Source organism: Streptomyces sp. NPDC048496, from assembly GCF_043200055.1.
Classification (GTDB): domain Bacteria; phylum Actinomycetota; class Actinomycetes; order Streptomycetales; family Streptomycetaceae; genus Streptomyces.
In genome coordinates, this window is record NZ_JBICXB010000015.1 from 65,922 (window position 1) to 82,396 (window position 16,475).

The 16,475-nt window shown below is 71.6% G+C and carries 13 protein-coding genes and 1 pseudogene; 8 read left to right on the forward strand and 6 right to left on the reverse strand.

All coding sequences use genetic code 11. The annotated features are described in order from the left end of the window. The first annotated feature begins 43 nt into the window (after nucleotides 1-43). Nucleotides 44-1,414 carry a hemolysin family protein gene (locus tag ACGFSA_RS16940; RefSeq protein ID WP_393304863.1) on the forward strand — a complete coding sequence of 457 codons (1,371 nt, stop codon included), beginning with the start codon at nucleotides 44-46 and terminating at the stop codon, nucleotides 1,412-1,414. Further along, on the forward strand, nucleotides 1,411-2,556 hold the full coding sequence (locus tag ACGFSA_RS16945; RefSeq protein ID WP_393304865.1) for a hemolysin family protein: 1,146 nt from the start codon (nucleotides 1,411-1,413) through the stop codon (nucleotides 2,554-2,556). The genes ACGFSA_RS16940 and ACGFSA_RS16945 overlap by 4 nt, the downstream gene beginning before the upstream one ends. Before the next feature lie 229 nt (nucleotides 2,557-2,785). Here the strand turns inward: ACGFSA_RS16945 and ACGFSA_RS16950 are convergent, their stop codons facing one another. Together ACGFSA_RS16950 and ACGFSA_RS16955 are read right to left on the reverse strand one after the other, a co-directional pair. Then, nucleotides 2,786-4,699 (reverse strand): AAA family ATPase, encoded by a 1,914-nt coding sequence (locus ACGFSA_RS16950; protein ID WP_393304867.1) that lies wholly within the window; start codon nucleotides 4,697-4,699, stop codon nucleotides 2,786-2,788. A 360-nt stretch (nucleotides 4,700-5,059) separates the two neighbouring features. Then, on the reverse strand, nucleotides 5,060-5,689 hold the full coding sequence (locus tag ACGFSA_RS16955) for a uridine kinase (protein ID WP_393304869.1): 630 nt from the start codon (nucleotides 5,687-5,689) through the stop codon (nucleotides 5,060-5,062). A 175-nt stretch (nucleotides 5,690-5,864) separates the two neighbouring features. On the opposite strand from ACGFSA_RS16955, the gene ACGFSA_RS16960 reads away from it, so the two are divergent. Then, entirely contained in the window at nucleotides 5,865-7,226 is a 1,362-nt protein-coding gene (locus ACGFSA_RS16960) for a peptidase C39 family protein (protein WP_393304871.1), read from the forward strand. Nucleotides 7,227-7,295: 69 nt separating this feature from the next. Here ACGFSA_RS16960 and ACGFSA_RS16965 read toward each other — a convergent pair. The 3 genes and pseudogenes from ACGFSA_RS16965 to ACGFSA_RS16975 all read right to left on the reverse strand — a co-directional run. Continuing rightward, a pseudogene (locus tag ACGFSA_RS16965) lies at nucleotides 7,296-7,400 on the reverse strand (hypothetical protein); the annotation flags it as partial. A gap of 222 nt (nucleotides 7,401-7,622) precedes the next feature. Further along, nucleotides 7,623-8,273 (reverse strand): TetR/AcrR family transcriptional regulator, encoded by a 651-nt coding sequence (locus tag ACGFSA_RS16970; RefSeq protein ID WP_393304873.1) that lies wholly within the window; start codon nucleotides 8,271-8,273, stop codon nucleotides 7,623-7,625. A gap of 60 nt (nucleotides 8,274-8,333) precedes the next feature. Next, nucleotides 8,334-9,248, reverse strand: coding sequence for an MFS transporter (locus ACGFSA_RS16975; RefSeq protein WP_393304875.1), 915 nt, complete (start codon nucleotides 9,246-9,248; stop codon nucleotides 8,334-8,336). A 455-nt stretch (nucleotides 9,249-9,703) separates the two neighbouring features. Between ACGFSA_RS16975 and ACGFSA_RS16980 the strand changes: the two genes are divergently transcribed. Then, nucleotides 9,704-10,876, forward strand: coding sequence for an acyl-CoA dehydrogenase family protein (locus ACGFSA_RS16980; RefSeq protein ID WP_393304877.1), 1,173 nt, complete (start codon nucleotides 9,704-9,706; stop codon nucleotides 10,874-10,876). Between the two features lie 499 nt (nucleotides 10,877-11,375). On the opposite strand, the gene ACGFSA_RS16985 is transcribed toward ACGFSA_RS16980, so the two are convergent. Next, nucleotides 11,376-11,777 (reverse strand): hypothetical protein, encoded by a 402-nt coding sequence (locus ACGFSA_RS16985; protein WP_393304879.1) that lies wholly within the window; start codon nucleotides 11,775-11,777, stop codon nucleotides 11,376-11,378. Nucleotides 11,778-11,981: 204 nt separating this feature from the next. Here ACGFSA_RS16985 and ACGFSA_RS16990 point away from each other — a divergent pair, with 204 nt between their 5' ends. From ACGFSA_RS16990 to fxsA, 4 genes are all read left to right on the forward strand, one after another. Then, complete coding sequence (locus tag ACGFSA_RS16990) at nucleotides 11,982-12,422, forward strand: Lrp/AsnC family transcriptional regulator (RefSeq protein ID WP_024493538.1); 441 nt, start codon at nucleotides 11,982-11,984, stop codon at nucleotides 12,420-12,422. Between the two features lie 46 nt (nucleotides 12,423-12,468). Next, nucleotides 12,469-14,115, forward strand: coding sequence for an amidohydrolase (locus tag ACGFSA_RS16995; protein WP_393304881.1), 1,647 nt, complete (start codon nucleotides 12,469-12,471; stop codon nucleotides 14,113-14,115). A 527-nt stretch (nucleotides 14,116-14,642) separates the two neighbouring features. Beyond that, complete coding sequence (locus ACGFSA_RS17000; RefSeq protein ID WP_393304883.1) at nucleotides 14,643-15,410, forward strand: polyprenol monophosphomannose synthase; 768 nt, start codon at nucleotides 14,643-14,645, stop codon at nucleotides 15,408-15,410. Nucleotides 15,411-15,531: 121 nt separating this feature from the next. Continuing rightward, nucleotides 15,532-16,122 carry an FxsA family membrane protein gene (gene fxsA, locus ACGFSA_RS17005; protein ID WP_393304885.1) on the forward strand — a complete coding sequence of 197 codons (591 nt, stop codon included), beginning with the start codon at nucleotides 15,532-15,534 and terminating at the stop codon, nucleotides 16,120-16,122. Nucleotides 16,123-16,475 lie beyond the last annotated feature (353 nt).

Genomic DNA, 16,475 nt, shown 5'->3' on the forward strand with positions numbered 1-16,475 from the left:
CGTCCGGTAGTACCTGCGCCGCCCCTTCCCAGGAGGCGGCGGCATGACCATCCCCCTGCTGCTTCTGAGTGCAGCATTCCTTCTCATCCTCGCCAACGGATTCTTCGTGGCGGCCGAATTCGGGCTCGTCACGGTGGAGCGGCCGGACGCCGAGCGCGCCGCCGCCGAGGGCGACCGGCGGGCCCGTACCGTCGTCGACGCCCTGCGCGAGCTCTCCTTCCAGCTCTCCGGCACCCAGCTGGGCATCACCATCACCTCACTGGTCGTCGGCATGCTCGCCGAACCGGCCCTCGCCCAGCTGCTCGCCGGACCCCTCACCGCGACCGGCCTCCCCGACGGGGCGGCGGCCGGCGTCAGCGTGGTGATCGGGATGATCGTCGCCGCCGCCGTCCAGATGGTGATCGGCGAGCTCGTACCGAAGAACTGGGCGGTGTCCAGGCCGCTCCAGGTCGCCCGGTTCGTGGCCGGCCCCCAGCACCGCTTCGCCGGTGCTCTGCGGCCGGTGATCACGCTGCTGAACACCGTCGCCAACCGGCTGGTCCGCCTGCTGGGCGTCGAACCCACCGATGAGCTGGCCTCCGCCCGCACCCCTGGTGAACTGGTCTCCCTGGCCCGGCACTCCGCCGAGGCGGGCACTCTCGAACAGGACACCGCCGATCTCTTCGTGCGGACCCTGTCGCTCGCCGGACTCACCGCGCAGCACGTCATGACCCCGCGCGTGAAGGTCAGCGCCCTGCAGTCGACCGCCACGGCGGCGGACGTCCTCAATCTCACCCGCGCCACCGGCCTCTCCCGCTTCCCGGTCTACCGGGACCGGATCGACGAGGTCGTCGGCATGATCCACCTCAAGGACGCGCTCGCCGTGCCCGCCCAGGAACGCCTGCGCACCACCGCGGGCCGGATCGCCGTACCGCCCCTCCTCGTACCCGAGACACTCCCGGTCGAACAGCTGCTCCAGCGCCTGCGCAAGGAGCAGCCGATCGCCGTCGTGGTCGACGAGTACGGTGGCACCGCCGGGGTCGTCACCCTGGAGGACATCGTCGAGGAGCTGGTCGGCGAGGTCAGGGACGAGCACGACGCGGAAGGCGCCGACCGGCCCGAACTGGTCGCCGCCGCACCCGAGGACGGCCGTCCCGCCTGGGACGCCGAAGGCAGCTGCCGGGTCCTCACCCTGCGCCGGATAGGCCTCGACGTACCGGAAGGACCGTACGAGACGGTGGCCGGGCTGGTCGCCGATCTGCTCGGGCGGATCCCCGCCCCCGGCGACCGGGCCGAGCTGCCGGGCTGGCGGATCTCGGTCCGCGAGGTCGGTCACTACCGCGCGGAGCAGGTCCGCTTCGTACGCATCGCCGAAGTGGCCGAACCGGTCGACGAGCCCTCGGCCGCCCGTGGTGTCCTGGAGGCCGCCCGATGAGCGTCGTCCAGTTGCTCTTCGCCGGGCTCCTCGTCCTGGCGAACGGCTTCTTCGTCGGTGCCGAGTTCGCACTCGTCTCCGTACGCCGCAGCCAGATCGAACCCCTCGCGGCGGCCGGGTCCGGCAGGGCCCGTCAAGTGCTCTACGGCCTGGAGAACCTGCCGCAGATGATGGCCGCAGCGCAGTTCGGCATCACCGTCTGCTCCCTGACCCTCGGAGCCGTCGCCGAACCGACCGTCGCCCACCTGCTGGAGCCGGTCTTCCACGCGCTCCACACCCCCGAGGAGCTCATTCACCCGCTCGGCTACGTGCTGGCGCTCGTCCTCGTGGTCTTCCTCCACCTCGTCATCGGCGAAATGGTCCCGAAGAACCTGGCGATGGCAGCCCCGGAGAAGACCTCACTGTGGCTCAGCCCGGCCCTCGTCGGCTTCGCCCGCCTGTGCCGCCCCGTCACCACGGCGCTGGGCGCCTGCGCCCGGCTGGTGCTCCGGCTCTTCCGCGTCGAACCCAAGGACGAGGTCGAGGCCGTCTTCACCAGCGAGCAGCTCAACCGGCTCGTCGAGGACTCAGGACAGGCCGGACTGCTGGAACCGGAGGCGCAGGAGCGGCTGGAGGACGCCCTGGAGCTGGGCAGCAGGCCGGTCACCGATGTGCTGCTCGCCAGGGCAGCCCTGGTGACGGTGGATCCGTCGGTCACCCCGCGCAGGATCGAGGAGCTGACCGTACGGACCGGCTACTCACGTTTCCCCGTCTGCGCGGAGGGCGGCGGCCCGTTCATGGGGTATCTGCACGTCAAGGACGTCCTCGACCTGGAGGACGGCGAACGGGCGGTCCCGCAGCACATCTGGCGCCCGATGGCGACACTGCGCGCGGAGCTGCCCCTGGACGACGCCCTGACCGTGATGCGTCGCGCCGCCACCCATCTGGCCCAGGTAGCCGACGCATCGGGCCGGATCCTTGGCCTGGTCGCGATGGAGGACGTCCTGGAAATGCTGGTGGGCGAGGTGCGCGACCCGGCGCACCGGGTCTCGATACCCCGCCGGACGGTGGACGTGGCGCCGACAGCCCCGGTCCCGGACGAACTGCAACCACTGGCAACCGCATCGGGCTCGTCGGCCCACTCGAGCCTGTCAGGCGATTGAGGTCGGTCGTGGGCCGGGAGGTCTGATCCGGGTCGGTCGTCGGACGGGCTTCGTGTCAGGGCCCGTCCGCCCGCGAGCCCGTCCGGCGATTGAGGGCGGTCGTGTGCCGCGTGGCCCGACCCGGACTCCTCGCCGGACGGGCGTCCAGGGAAGCCCGTCCGGCGATTGAGGGCAGGCCGCCCCACCGGGCGACCCCGGTCCCCTTACCCACCGCACCCGACCGGCAAGGTCACAGCGGCGGAGGCTCCTGCTGCCCCCGGTCAACCGGCCCCCGGCCGGACAGCACTTCGCCGTACGCCTGCATCAGATCCGGCAGCCGCAGCGTCGCCAGATCGTCGCGGGTGGGCTCCGTCGCGTACCCGGAGAGCCGCAAGTCCCGGTAAGCGCAGCTCTTCTCGTACAGCGTGCGCAGGAACCGTCCGTTGCCCAGCTCGTCGATCCAGCCCTGGTCGACGACATGGCCGCTGATCGAGCGCAGCTCCTCCAGGGACTCCTCGTCCCACACGTCGTCGTTGTCCGCGGCCAGTACCTCGCCGATCGAGGTGAGTTCCAGCGGCCGGTAGCTGGGGAAGTCCACCCGGGTGGTGAACCGGGAGGAGAGCCCGGGGTTGGTGGCCAGCAGCCGGTCCATGCCTTCGGGGTAGCCCGCGAGGATGACGACGAGATGGTCCCGGTTGTCCTCGGCCCGCTTGAGGAGGACCTGCAGCGCCTCGTCCCCGTACGCGTCGCCCTTGCTGTAGCCGGAGTTGGAGAGGCTGTACGCCTCGTCGACGAACAGCACCCCACCGAGCGCCGAGTCGATCAGCTCATTGGCCTTGACCGCTGTCTGTCCGAGGAACTCGCCGACCAGATCGGAGCGTTGGGCCTCGACGAGATGGTCCCCGCCGAGCAGCCCCAGTGCGTAGAAGACCCGGCCCAGGATGCGGGCCACTGTGGTCTTTCCGGTGCCCGAGGGGCCGGAGAAGACGAAGTGGCGCTTCGGCGGCTGGACCGGGAGCCCCTGACCGGCCCGCAGCCGCGCCATGTTCAACTGCGCGGATAATGCCTTGACCTGGCGCTTGACCGGTTCGAGGCCGACCATCCGCTCCAGCTCCGCCAGTGCCGCGGCGAGCAGTACCGGATCGCTGGGCCCCGCCGGGAATGCCTGCGAGGACTGGCCGGGCACGGCGGTCTTCTTCCGCGCTCCGTCCGCCCGAGGCGGCACCCCGGCGCCCGGCAGGTTCTGCGGATCGCCGCCGGGCCGTAGTTCCCGCCCGCCCACCGGATCGGTGCCGAGCAGCGGGTCCCCGTCCGGCAGCGCCTCCGCGGCCGTGGAGTCGGCGCCCAACCCGGTCAGCGACACGGTCGCGAGACCGGCCGCCTCGTCGGAGCCTTCGAGCCCGTCGTAGTCCGCGATCGCGGCGAGCCGCGCCGAGGTGTCCATGAACGCCGGGTCGATCCGGTGTACCGCCCGGTAGAGCGGCAGGGCGGCCGCGCTGCGCCCGGTGCCCTCGTGCGCGCGGGCCAGCCAGTAGCGCAGCTCCTTGCGCTGCGGCTGTTCGCTGCGGCAGCGCATCAGCGCGGTGGAGAGCAGCGGCTCGGCCTGCCCGTACATCTCCAGCCGCACCCTCGCCATCCCGCCGAAGAGTCCCGCCTCGATGCCGAGCAGCGGATCGTCGACGAGTTGTTCGGTGTGGCGGACGAGCTGTTCCCAGTCCTTGACCAGATACGAGCGGCAGGCGTGCAGGAACCGCACCTGCGGGTCCGCGTCCACGGGTGGCAGTCCGGCCAGCGCCCGGTCCAGCTCCGGGACGTGGCGTCCGTCCAGCCAGTGCGAGGCGTGCGCGAGCAGCAGGTCGCGCGGGCTCTCCAGTACGGGCTGTACCCACCAGCCCAGCCAGTACCAGGAGTTGAGCGTGCGCCGATGGCGGGTGCGCTGTTCGCCGAAGCGCTCGCGATGGCGGTACATCCGCAGCAGCGCGGTGGTCGTGTCGATCCGCAGGGCATGGAGGCCGAGCCAGCCGTCCGCCATGCCGGGATCCAGCCGCACCGCCGTTCTGAACTCCTCCTCGGCCTGCGGATAGGCGCCCATCGTGCAGGCGTCCACGCCGCGCAGCCAGGCGAGGTCGGCCGGGGCCTGTGCGCCCTGCGTGCCGATGTCCATCAGGTCCCCCACAAGCCGTGCCCCCAGGTTGTCCCGCCGCACGACCCGCCCGTCCAGGCACGCTGAACCATGCTGCCGTGGAAGGGAATTGACCGCACCGAGAGGCATCGTACCTGCGCAGGTGGTGCGCGACTAAGGGCACCGCAAGCAGAACGGGGACCGTGACCGAGGGTAGGCGGAATACGGTGAACAGCCGTACGAAGGTCGGTGCGAGGGCAGAACGAAGCCCCCGATCACGGGGGAACAACCGGGGGCTTCGCGTCTGTGAGGGCTCCGAAAAGCCGCACATTGAGAACGTAAGACCTGTACCGCCCCCGGGTCAAGCGGAGTTGAGGTACTTCCGGGCCGTTTTCCGGCTGGTCAGTACGTCGCGCCCGGACGCTCACGGTGGGTGACGGAGCGGTTCGTTCCTGCTGTCGCTCGGGGTCCCTCCAGACACTCGTACCCCACAGGCAACTGGCGTACCAGGGCATCCGCGTACGGGCGCGACGGATCGGCGGCGAAATGACGTTCCTCGGCCATGGTCCACCCGTCCCAGAAGGCCGAAAGTGCCGGCCCGTCCCGCCGTCGGCCCCGCTGCCAGGACGCCAGGGGGTCGAGCTCCATCCACCACAGCCGGGCGAGATGCGGGCGCAGGGCCCGGCGGCCGGCGCCCACTCCCTCGATCAGTACCACTGGCGCCGGTTCCAGCGTCCGCGGTGGGCCGAGGCGCCGGGCTGTCCAGTCGTACGGCGCGTAGTGCGCGGTCTCCCCGCGCGACAGCGGGCCGATCACCTGCTCCCGGAGCCGGTCCGCCCAGCCGAACAACTCCTCGTGCGTGGCCAGGTCGTCCAGATGCAGCACGGGCGCGTCCCCGAGCGCCACCGAGAGGCGGGAGGCGAGAGTGCTCTTGCCCGAGCCCGCATGGCCGTCGACGGCGATCAGCCGCACGGGTCCGCAGGACGGCGGCAGTGTGATCAGTCGCGAGGCAGCGCGGGCGAGGTCGTTCATGCGGACCAGCGTACGAGGCGATGCGGAGCAACCGCAGGTCACGCCAGTGGACCAGACCAATATTTGTTTCGCGGCGCGAGGAGAATCGCTGGCCCGATCCGGCTGCGAACCGCAATAGTTGGCGCACTGTCGTGCACCCGCAGCCCCATTCCGCCAACGACCGGGGGTCTCGCCCATGAACAGACCGACTTCACGCAGAACCGTGCTGACTGCCGCGCTCGCCGTGGCCGCCGGCACGGCGGCGTCCGCAGGCTCCGCAGCCGCCGTGCCCTCGCTCGCCCCGCCCCACACGCCCTCGGCCGCCGCATCCCTGGTGGACAACCATTCCTGGCGTACGTACACCGACTGGCGCAGCGGTTCCGGCGCCGGGACGCGCGCCGTCGCGGGCCGACGGCCCGGACTGGCGATCGGCATCCCGCAGGGGCGTACCGACTACACGGACCCGCACACCGGGAAGACGGCGGCCTGGGAGTACGCGACCTGGACCTCGCCGCGCCACCGCTCGTCGGTCCCGGCCACCGAGGTGATCGCGTCCTGGAACGCGGACGCCCCGGCCGGCACCTGGATCCAGATCGAGCTGTGCGGCCGCTACTCGGACGACACCGAGACCCCTTGGTACGTGATGGGCCGCTGGGCGGCGGGCGACGGCGACATCCGCCGTACCTCCGTCGACGACCAGACCGACGGCAGAAGCTCGATCTGGACGGACACCTTCTCGGTGGACGACGCGGCGAGCGGGCTGCGGCTGGTCTCCTACCGGCTGCGGCTCACCCTCTACCGGACCCCGGGCAGTAGCCTCACGCCGACCGTGTGGCGGCTCGGCGCGATGGCCTCGGACATCCCCGACCGGTTCACCGTGGAGCCCAGCGCGCCGGGCCTCGCCAGGGAACTGCCGGTGCCGCGCTACTCGCAGAATGTGCACGCCGGCCAGTACCCGGAGTACGACAACGGCGGTGAGGCGTGGTGCAGCCCCACGTCCTCGCAGATGATCATCGAGTACTGGGGGCGGAGGCCCACCACCGAGGATCTCGCCTGGGTGAAGCCGGGCCTCGCGGACCCGCAGGTCTGCCACGCGGCCCGCTTCACGTACGACTACCAGTACGAGGGCTGCGGCAACTGGCCGTTCAACGCCGCCTATGCCGCCACGTACGACGGCATGAGCGCGGCGGTGACCCGGCTGAGTTCGCTGACGGACCTGGAGACGCTGATCCGGGCGGGAATCCCGGTCATAACGTCGCAGTCGTTCCTCAAGGAGGAGCTGACCGGGGCCGGGTACGGGACCTCCGGCCATCTCATGACCGTGATCGGGTTCACGGCGGACGGCGACGTGATCGCCAACGACCCCGCCTCGCCGAGCGACGAGGCCGTCCGCCGGATCTACAAGCGCCGCGAGTGGGAGACGATCTGGCTCCGCACCAAGCGCTACGACGCGAACGGCAGGGTCAGAAGCGGTACCGGCGGTGTCTGCTACATCTACTGGCCCGCTGACCCGGCACCGGGTCAGCGCCGCGCTCTGCAGGCGCTCGGCCTGATGTGAGCATGTGCGGCCCCACGGCGCCTCGACGACCTGACGGCAGCGTTCCCGGCCGCCCTGCGTGAGGTGTACGTACCGGTCCACCGTGACCTTGATCGAGTGATGTCCGAGCCGGCGAGACACTGCGCGAATGGACACGCCGCTCGTCAGGGTCACGGTGGTCCACTTGTGCCGCACGTCGTGCGGATCGTGCCAGGCCCTCGCGGGCGGCGTATCCGTCGTGTGCGTCCACTGTCCGGCGGTGCGGTTCCGCGACGACGCGGCGGGCGGCTGGGGACTCGGCGGAGTCGATGGCGTCCAGGGCAGTGAGGCCGAGCCGGGTGTCGAAGACGCTCCACCGGCCCGGGGTTTACCGAGGGGCCGGCGTCGCGCCGATCCCCTCGGCCGTTCCCCCGGCGGTCACGGGGAGTTCCACAGGTCCCTCAGCTCCGCCCAGTTGGGCGGGCCGACAGGTTGGATGTCCGTCCTCGCGGGGTTCTGAAAACCGCTCAGGACGAGGTCCAGGTAGCGCAGGTGCAGCTCGACCGCGCGCTCGGTGGTCGTGGGCAGGCGGGCGTTGAGGTGGGTGAGCAACAGCGGGAGGTCCGCCGAGCTGAAGTCCGGGCGCAGTGCGCCGGACCGGTGGGCGGCGTCGACCAGGTCGTCGAGTGCCGTCCGAAGGCGGTCGTCTGCGGCGTCGACCTCGGCGGTGGCGGGCAGACGGCCCCCGATGAAGGGGAGGAGGGAGCCGGTGTTGGTGGCGGACAGCGCTGCCCGCAGGAAGGCCACGAGTGCGGTCCAGGGGTCGGAGTGGTCTGCCATGGCGGTGCGGGCCAGGGAGGCCAGCTCGTTCATGCCCTCCACACGCAGCGCCTGGGCGAGGTCCTCTTTGGCGGGGTAGCGCCGGTAGAGGCTGCCCATGCCCACGCCGGCACGGCGGGCGACCTCCGAGACGGGGGCGTCCCAGCCGTGTTCGGCGAAGACTTCGCGTGCCGCGCGCAGGATCCGCTCGTCGTTGCGGTCGGCTTCCTTCTGGCGTCCGCGGGGCGGTCCGTTGCGGTCGGCGCGCATGCTCGTGCTCCTTGGGTGCGGCAGTCGACGCGGTCCTGCCGCGTGGGCGGGCTGACTGGGTCAGTGTTGGTTGCTGAGGACCGGAGCCGGTGCTGCCACGGTGGACTCGGGCGTGGGGTCCTGGTGGTACGGGCGGATGCGCAGGGCCCCGACGAGCAGGATACCGAGGGCGCCGAGCGCGGCGGCGACCCAGAAGCCCACCGTGAAGGCCTTCTCGGCGGGCACGGGCGTGCCGTGCACGGTGAAGCTCTGCAGGAAGCCGACGGCGAGCTGGCTGCCCACGGCGCTGCCGACCGTCCGGATGACCATGTTCAGCCCGTTGCCCGCGGCGATCTCGCGGCGCGGCACGAGCGCCGCGACCAGGTCGGCGAGCGCCGCATACCCGTAGCCCGCACCGAGACCGACCAGGGAGAACCAGAGCGCGACCTGTGTCGGGGAGTTGTGGAAGAACGCGGTGAGCACGGCTCCGCTCGTCATCAGTGTCATGCAGGCGAACAGGGGTGCCCGGGTGCCGAGTCGCCCGCGCAGCCAGTGCGCGGTGCGCCCGCCCACGACGACGAGGAGCGAACCCGGGAGCATCAGCAGTCCGGACTGGACGATGGTCAGACCGGCGCCGTAGGAGGCCATCGGGCGCAGCGCGGGCGGAAGAGCACTGGGCAGCTGCAGCAGTTGCGGGACCAGGACGTAGAAGAAGAACGGCACCATACCGATCAGCAGCGCCGCGAGGTTCGTGACGAGCATCGGCAGGTGGGTGATGTGCCGGAGGTCGAGGATCGGGTCGGACCGACGGGACGACACCACACCGAGCACGGCGAAGAGCACCACGGCGGCCGCGAACAGCGACAGCACTCCGGCGGAGTGCCAGCCCCACTTCGTGCCCTCGGTGATCGCCAGCAGCAGGGCGACGAGCCCTCCGGCCAGGAGCAGGGCACCGGGCCACCCGCACGGAAGTGGGGGGCGATCCGCTCGAAACAAGGGGGTGGGCGCCTGCCCGGGTGCCGACGTGGCGGCCGGGCAGGGGCTGGCGGCGTCACATCCGCGTGACGCCGAACCCGCCGCTCACCGCCGGCACGGCGTCGGTGAAGAGCCCGGATTCCTCGCCGGTGAGCAAGGCGATCGCACGAGCGACGTTCTGCGGCTCGACTCACACTCTAGCGGATCGGAGCGGAGCGCTCCGATCCGACAGCGCCTTGGTCGTCCGGCCCCGCACGGGTCGTCCGGGCACCCTCCCTGTCACCCCGTGACGGATACCGTCCGATCGGGCATACTCGACCCGCCACAGCCGCTGGCCAGCAACTCTCGTAATCCGGGAGCGCAGCAGCGGTTTGGGTACTAGTGCTTTCCGGGCCCCGGTCCGGAGATCCCCCGGCGGAGCCGCTCACACCCCCGCGCGCACCGCCGCAACGCCCGACAGGGAGGAGAGCGCCGTCATGTCCGACCGTGCCCCGCAGTTGGTGGAGCGTCGTCTGCCCACCGAGGAGTCCAGGCAGCTCGTCGCGCTCGTCCGCGACATCGTCCAGCGGGAGATCGTGCCGAACGCGGCGGAGGAGGAGGACGCGGGCCGGTTCCCGCGCGAGGTCTTCACCCTGCTCTCCGAATCCGGACTGCTCGGTCTGCCGTACGACTCCGCCCACGGCGGCGGAGACCAGCCCTACGAGGTCTACCTCCAGGTGCTCGAAGAGCTCGCGGCCGCCCGGCTCACCGTGGGCCTCGGCGTCAGCGTCCACTCGCTCGCCTGTCACGCCCTCGCTGGATACGGCACCAAGGAGCAGCAGGCGGAACACCTGCCGGCGATGCTGGGAGGCGGCCTGCTGGGGGCCTACTGCCTCTCCGAGCCCGCCTCGGGCTCCGATGCCGCCTCGCTCCGCACGAAGGCCGTACGCGACGGCGACGACTGGGTCATCACCGGCACCAAGGCGTGGATCACCCACGGCGGTATCGCCGACTTCTACACGGTTCTGGCGAGGACCGGCGTCGAGGGTGCCCGCGGCATCACCGCCTTCCTGGTCCCCGGCGACGCCGAGGGGCTGAACGCGGCTCTCCCCGAGAAGAAGATGGGCATGAAGGGCTCGCCCACCGCCCAGCTGCACTTCGACGGTGTGCGGGTGCCGGACGCCCGCCGGATCGGTGAGGAAGGGCAGGGTTTCGCCATCGCCCTGTCCGCACTCGACTCCGGGCGGCTCGGCATCGCCGCCTGCGCCATCGGCGTCGCGCAGGCGGCCCTGGACGAGGCCGTCGGATATGCCACCGGGCGGCAGCAGTTCGGCCGCCCCATCGCCGACTTCCAGGGGCTGCGGTTCATGCTCGCCGACATGGCCACCCAGATCGAGGCGGGCCGTGCGCTCTATCTGGAGGCGGCGAGGCTGCGCGACGCGGGCAAGCCGTTCTCCCGGCAGGCGGCCATGGCCAAGCTGTTCTGTACGGACACGGCCATGCGGGTCACCGTCGACGCCGTCCAGGTGCTCGGCGGCTACGGCTACACCCTCGACTTCCCCGTCGAGCGGCTGATGCGCGAGGCCAAGGTGCTGCAGATCGTCGAGGGGACCAATCAGATCCAGCGCATGGTCATCGCGCGCCACCTCGCGGGTCCCGAGACCCGCTGAGGCGCAACGGCCGGTCCGACCACACGGGCGTCGTCATGACTCGGTTCCACTCCTGGTCATGACGGCCCGGCAGGGTCCTGCCGGTGGACTCCCAGTGGCTCAGCATCGCCCGGTAGATGGGCGGATCCGTCGAATGCGGCACCGCGCGCGGCGCTGACGGAGCGGATGCCGAGGGGGGTACCGGCAGCGAACCGGGCTGCGGAACCGATTCTTCGGGGGGCGGAGCGGCGAGACGGCGACGACCGGGGCCGACCGTGGATTGCAGCAGGGTCATGCCGGGCCAACGCCGTGGGACGGGGCCGGGTCACTGCTGCGAGGATTCGAGCGCCCGTTCGCCAGGTTCCCCTGCCGTGCGGGCGTGGCTCGATCGCCCGCACCACGCCGGCCCGGCCGTCGTGGTGCGGCACGTGTGTGCCGGGCGTCTGCCGGAGGAATCCGGCAGACGGAGAGTCGCGGCCCGTCACTGCCTTCGACGCGCGTCAGGCGGCGTCAGGGCGTCTCAGGCGGCGTTGCGGCGGATCTGGTGCGGCACCCGCAGCGGGCGCGAACCCGCGCCGCCGGCGTGCGAGAACGGCTGCATCCTCCAGTCGAGCCCATGGGGGAGCGTCAACAGCAGTCCCATCTCCTGTTCCTGCAGTTCGAGCGACTCGTCGGCCGGACGTGCCTGCGCGGCGTCGCGACCGGTTCCGGCGCACACCGTGAGGACGAACGGGTTCCACGGCGTCGGGCACAGCGCGTGTTCCGGCAGCACATCCTCGTCGGCCAGCAGCGCGATCGGCTGCGCACAGTCCGGGCAGATCACCCGGTACATCTCAAAAGTGTCGTACGCGTCGGGAGTGGAGTCCTCGACGGGTTCAACGGGCTCCGGTTCGGTACGTCCGGTGAGCTTCAGGCTCTGCATGGAGAATCTCCCCCTCGGGTAGGCCGACAAGGCGTCACGGCCTCGACCACAGCAAGCACTTCCCGTCGCGCATCCGCCGTAACCGCGAGGTCGTCGGCTACCCATCCGTAAACCTGTGGCATTCATCACATGCCCCATGCGGGTGCCCTGTTCGGGGCCCCTACGACTGTGCCTGGAGGGACCCGGGGCCATAGGTTGATCAGCATGGAGGAGCTGGACCGTCAGATTGTGGAGTTGCTCGTCAAGGACGGGCGGATGAGCTACACCGACCTGGGCAAGGCCACGGGCCTGTCCACCTCGGCCGTTCATCAGCGTGTCCGTCGGCTGGAGCAGCGCGGGGTGATCCGGGGCTATGCCGCGGTCGTCGACCCCGAGGCAGTCGGGCTGCCCCTCACCGCGTTCATCTCGGTGAAACCGTTCGACCCGAGCGCGCCGGACGACATCGCCGAGCGGCTCGCCGGTGTACCGGAACTGGAGGCGTGCCACAGCGTCGCGGGCGACGAGAACTACATCCTCAAGGTGCGCGTCGCGACCCCGCTGGAGCTGGAGCATCTGCTCACCCGGATCCGCTCGCTGGCCGGGGTCTCCACCCGCACCACCGTCGTCCTCTCCACCCCGTACGAGGCACGCCCCCCGCAGATCTGAGGGGGGCGCGGACGGCGCCGCTCCGCACAAGGGTGAGACTGGTGCCATGACCGAGAACACCGCCCCCCAGAGCGAACACCGCACCGTGCTGCTGCGCGGTGGAGACGTCCACAGCCCCGCCGACCCCTTCGCCACCGCCATGGTCGTCGAACGCGGCCATGTCGCCTGGGTGGGTTCGGAAGGGGCCGCCGACGCCTTCGCGAGCGGCGTCGACGAAGTGATCGACCTCGAAGGGGCCCTGGTCACTCCCGCGTTCACCGACGCCCACGTCCACACCACCTCGACCGGCCTCGCCCTCACCGGCCTGGACCTCGCGGGCGCCCGCACCCTCGCCGAAGCCCTCGACCTCGTACGGGCGTACACGGGCGCGCACCCCACGGACCGGGTCGTCCTCGGACACGGCTGGGACGCCACGCGCTGGCCGGAGCAGCGGCCTCCGTCGCGCGCCGAGCTCGACGCCGCGGCCGGCGGCCGACCGCTCTATCTGCCCCGGATCGATGTGCACTCCGCCGTCGTCACGACCGCCCTCCTCGATCTGGTTCCCGGCGTCACCGCGCTGGCCGGCTACCGCCCCGACGCCCCGCTGACCGGCGCCGCCCACCATGCCGTGCGCTCAGCCGCCCATGGCGCGATCTCGCCGCAGCAGCGTGCCGAGGCGCAGCGTGCCGCCCTGGACCACGCCGTCTCGCTCGGCATCGGCAGCCTTCATGAGTGCGGCGGACCCGACATCTCCGACGAGGAGGACTTCACCGCCCTGCTGAAGCTTGCCGCCGGGCGGCCGGGACCGCGGGTCTTCGGCTACTGGGCCGAGCAGGTCGCGGACGAGAAGGATGCCCGCAGGATCCGTGAACTCGGCGCGATCGGTGCGGCCGGTGACCTGTTCGTCGACGGTTCCCTCGGCTCGCACACCGCGTGCCTGCACGAGCCCTATGCCGACGGACCGGCCGGCGGCAGGGGTGCCGCCCACCTGGAGGCCGTGCAGATCGCCGCCCATGTCACCGCCTGCACCGAGGCCGGTCTGCAGGCCGGTTTCCACGCCATCGGCGACGCGGCGGTCGCCGCCGTCGTGGCAGGGGTCCGGGCCGCATCCGAGACGCTCGGGCTGCCCCGGATCCGCGCCGCCCGCCATCGTGTCGAGCACGCCGAGATGCTCACCCCCGAGACGATCGCCGGTTTCGCGGAGCTGGGTCTGACCGCCTCGGTCCAGCCCGCCTTCGACGCCGCCTGGGGTGGCGAGGACGGCATGTACGCCCAGCGGCTCGGCGCCGACCGGGCCCGAACCCTGAACCCGTACGCGGGCCTCCTGCGGGCCGGTGTGCCCCTGGCCTTCGGCTCGGACAGCCCGGTGACCCCGCTGGACCCGTGGGGGACCGTACGGGCCGCTGCGTTCCACCGGACGCCGGAGCACCGGATCTCCGTACGGGCCGGTTTCACCGCGCACACCAGGGGCGGCTGGCGGGCCGTCGGCCGCGACGACGCGGGCACCCTCGTCCCCGGCGCCCCCGCCGACTACGCGGTCTGGCGCACCGAGGAGCTTGTGGTCCAGGCCCCGGACGACCGGGTCGCCCGCTGGTCGACCGACCCGAGGTCCGGCACGCCCGGCCTGCCGGATCTCACCCCGGGCGGTGACCTCCCGGTCTGTCTGCGGACCGTGGTCTTCGGACAAACTGTCTACGTGCGGCCGAACGAGTGACGTCCTGACATTTCGTACCGCCGATCGAAGGCGCCCCCGCTTCCCCGCGACCTGCGTATCTCTGGTACTGACCAGGCAACTTCGGTAAACGTTGCAGGTCAGGCGGGTATTGACAGGGGGCGCCCACGGGCCGGTAGGTTCGGCCGAGTCCACCACAGGACGTCCGACCGGTTAAACCTCCACGCAGTCGTCGAACGCCGCTGGGTCATGGGGTGGTGTGCCGCACCGGCGCACCACCACTGACAGCCAGGTTCAGCGCCCGCGCCTCGGGGGCGAGGGAAGGTGTGAACCGGACGGCAGGTGTGACCCGGGTGGGGCCCGGACGTTCAGTAGACAACGGCTCTCGGTCGACCCGCAGCCAGCGGGTTCCAGGTCGGCCCGAAGGGCGCCGGGCCCCGATCCGCAGTTCTGTCCGCACTTCCCTCCTTCTGTCCGGGCCGGCGCCCGACAGCTGCCTACCGCGTCGGTCCCAGGCCCTGATGCGATCGATATGGTGTGCACCTGTGTACGGACGTGAGGGGCAGTAAGTGAACGACGGCGGTCAGAGGCGATACGGCCCGCTCGGCAGAGCCTTGGTGATCATCCCGACCTACAACGAGGCCGAGAACATCAAGCCGATCGTCACCCGAGTGCGCGCCGCGGTACCGGACGCGGACATCCTGGTCGCCGACGACAACAGTCCCGACGGCACCGGGAAGATCGCCGATGAGCTCGCCGCCGCCGACAGCCAGGTCCAGGTCCTGCACCGCAAGGGCAAGGAGGGGCTCGGCGCCGCCTACCTCGCCGGGTTCCGCTGGGGCATCGACCACGGTTACGGCGTCCTCGTGGAGATGGACGCCGACGGCTCCCACCAGCCCGAGGAACTGCCCCGGCTGCTCACCGCCCTCAAGGGCGCCGACCTGGTGCTCGGCTCCCGCTGGGTGCCGGGCGGACGCGTGGTCAACTGGCCCAAGTCCCGCGAGATGATCTCCCGCGGCGGCAGCACGTACTCCCGGCTGCTCCTCGGACTGCAGACCAGGGACGTCACCGGCGGCTACCGGGCCTTCAGGGCGGAGACCCTGAAGGGGATCGGCCTCGACGAGGTCGCCTCCCAGGGGTACTGCTTCCAGGTCGACCTGGCCCGTCGCACCATCGACGCGGGATATCACGTCGTCGAGGTCCCGATCACCTTCGTGGACCGCGAGATCGGCGACTCCAAGATGAGCCGCGACATCCTCGTCGAGGCGCTGTGGCGGGTCACGGCCTGGGGCATCACCGCCCGTGCGAACCGGGTCCTGGGCCGCAAGTCTTCCTGATCACCCCCTTACGGCCTCCCCCGCGACAGGGAGTGGCGCATGACGCCGCTCGCTGATCCACTCCCTGTCGTGGGGGAGGCCGTTATCCCGCTCGGACATCCGTCCAGGCACACTGGGGACCATGACGACCGGCACCCCGCCCCCGACCGCACCGCGGCGCTCGCGCGCCCGTACCTTCATCCCGCTCGCCATCGCCGCCTGGGCAGTGCTGGAGATCTGGCTGCTGACCCTGGTGGCGGACGTGGCGGGCGGGTTCACCGTGCTGCTGCTCCTGATCGGGGGCGTCGTGCTCGGGGCCGTGGTGATGAAGGCGGCCGGCCGCCGGGCCTTCCGCAACCTCACCGAGACGCTCCAGCAGATGCCGGGCCGGCCCGGTGAGGCCGCGGCGCCGCCCACCGCCCCGTCGGGCAGCAAGGGCAATGGCTTCCTGATGCTCGGCGGACTGCTGCTCATCATCCCGGGGATGATCTCGGACGTGACGGGACTCCTGCTGCTGGTGCCGCAGGTCCGCACGACGCTCGGCCGGTACGCGGAGCGGTCCCTGGATCGCCGTATGCGCACCGCTGCCCCCGGCAGCTTCTCCGACGCGTTCCAGCAGGCCCGGATCCACCGCCCGGACGGAAAGGTCGTCCAGGGCGAGGTCATCCGTGACACGGAGACCCGGCCGGGCCCGCGCCCCGACGGCGGCCCGCGCCCCCCGCTCACCCCCTGAGAGCCTGTCGGGTGACCTCTGATCGGGCGGCCACGCCCTGGCACGAAGGTCACCCGACAGGCTCTGAGTGGGTTTCTCGTCCGAAGCCGCCCCCTGGGTGGGGCCCCGTCCGGACGGCTGTTCTCAATCGCCGGACGGGCTCCTCGCCTGTCCGGCCGTCACGCCCGGGACGGAGAAGTCAAACCCGAACGGCGCTCGGAGACGGAAGAGCAGGCCGCAGGACGCCCACGGCACCCACCCCCTACGCGACAGAGCCGCGGGGGGGGGGGGCGGGGGGGGGGGGGGGGGCGCCCCCGGGGGGGGGGGGGGGGGGGGGGGGGCGGGGGGGGGGGGGGGGGGGCCGGGCGCCCCCC

Coding starts and splice junctions, on each gene's coding strand:
- ACGFSA_RS16940 (WP_393304863.1), top strand. CDS start 44: ATGACCATCCCCCTGCTGCTTCTGAGTGCAGCATTCCTTCTCATCCTC.
- ACGFSA_RS16945 (WP_393304865.1), top strand. CDS start 1,411: ATGAGCGTCGTCCAGTTGCTCTTCGCCGGGCTCCTCGTCCTGGCGAAC.
- ACGFSA_RS16950 (WP_393304867.1), bottom strand. CDS start 4,699: ATGGACATCGGCACGCAGGGCGCACAGGCCCCGGCCGACCTCGCCTGG.
- ACGFSA_RS16955 (WP_393304869.1), bottom strand. CDS start 5,689: ATGAACGACCTCGCCCGCGCTGCCTCGCGACTGATCACACTGCCGCCG.
- ACGFSA_RS16960 (WP_393304871.1), top strand. CDS start 5,865: ATGAACAGACCGACTTCACGCAGAACCGTGCTGACTGCCGCGCTCGCC.
- ACGFSA_RS16970 (WP_393304873.1), bottom strand. CDS start 8,273: ATGCGCGCCGACCGCAACGGACCGCCCCGCGGACGCCAGAAGGAAGCC.
- ACGFSA_RS16980 (WP_393304877.1), top strand. CDS start 9,704: ATGTCCGACCGTGCCCCGCAGTTGGTGGAGCGTCGTCTGCCCACCGAG.
- ACGFSA_RS16985 (WP_393304879.1), bottom strand. CDS start 11,777: ATGCAGAGCCTGAAGCTCACCGGACGTACCGAACCGGAGCCCGTTGAA.
- ACGFSA_RS16990 (WP_024493538.1), top strand. CDS start 11,982: ATGGAGGAGCTGGACCGTCAGATTGTGGAGTTGCTCGTCAAGGACGGG.
- ACGFSA_RS16995 (WP_393304881.1), top strand. CDS start 12,469: ATGACCGAGAACACCGCCCCCCAGAGCGAACACCGCACCGTGCTGCTG.
- fxsA (WP_393304885.1), top strand. CDS start 15,532: ATGACGACCGGCACCCCGCCCCCGACCGCACCGCGGCGCTCGCGCGCC.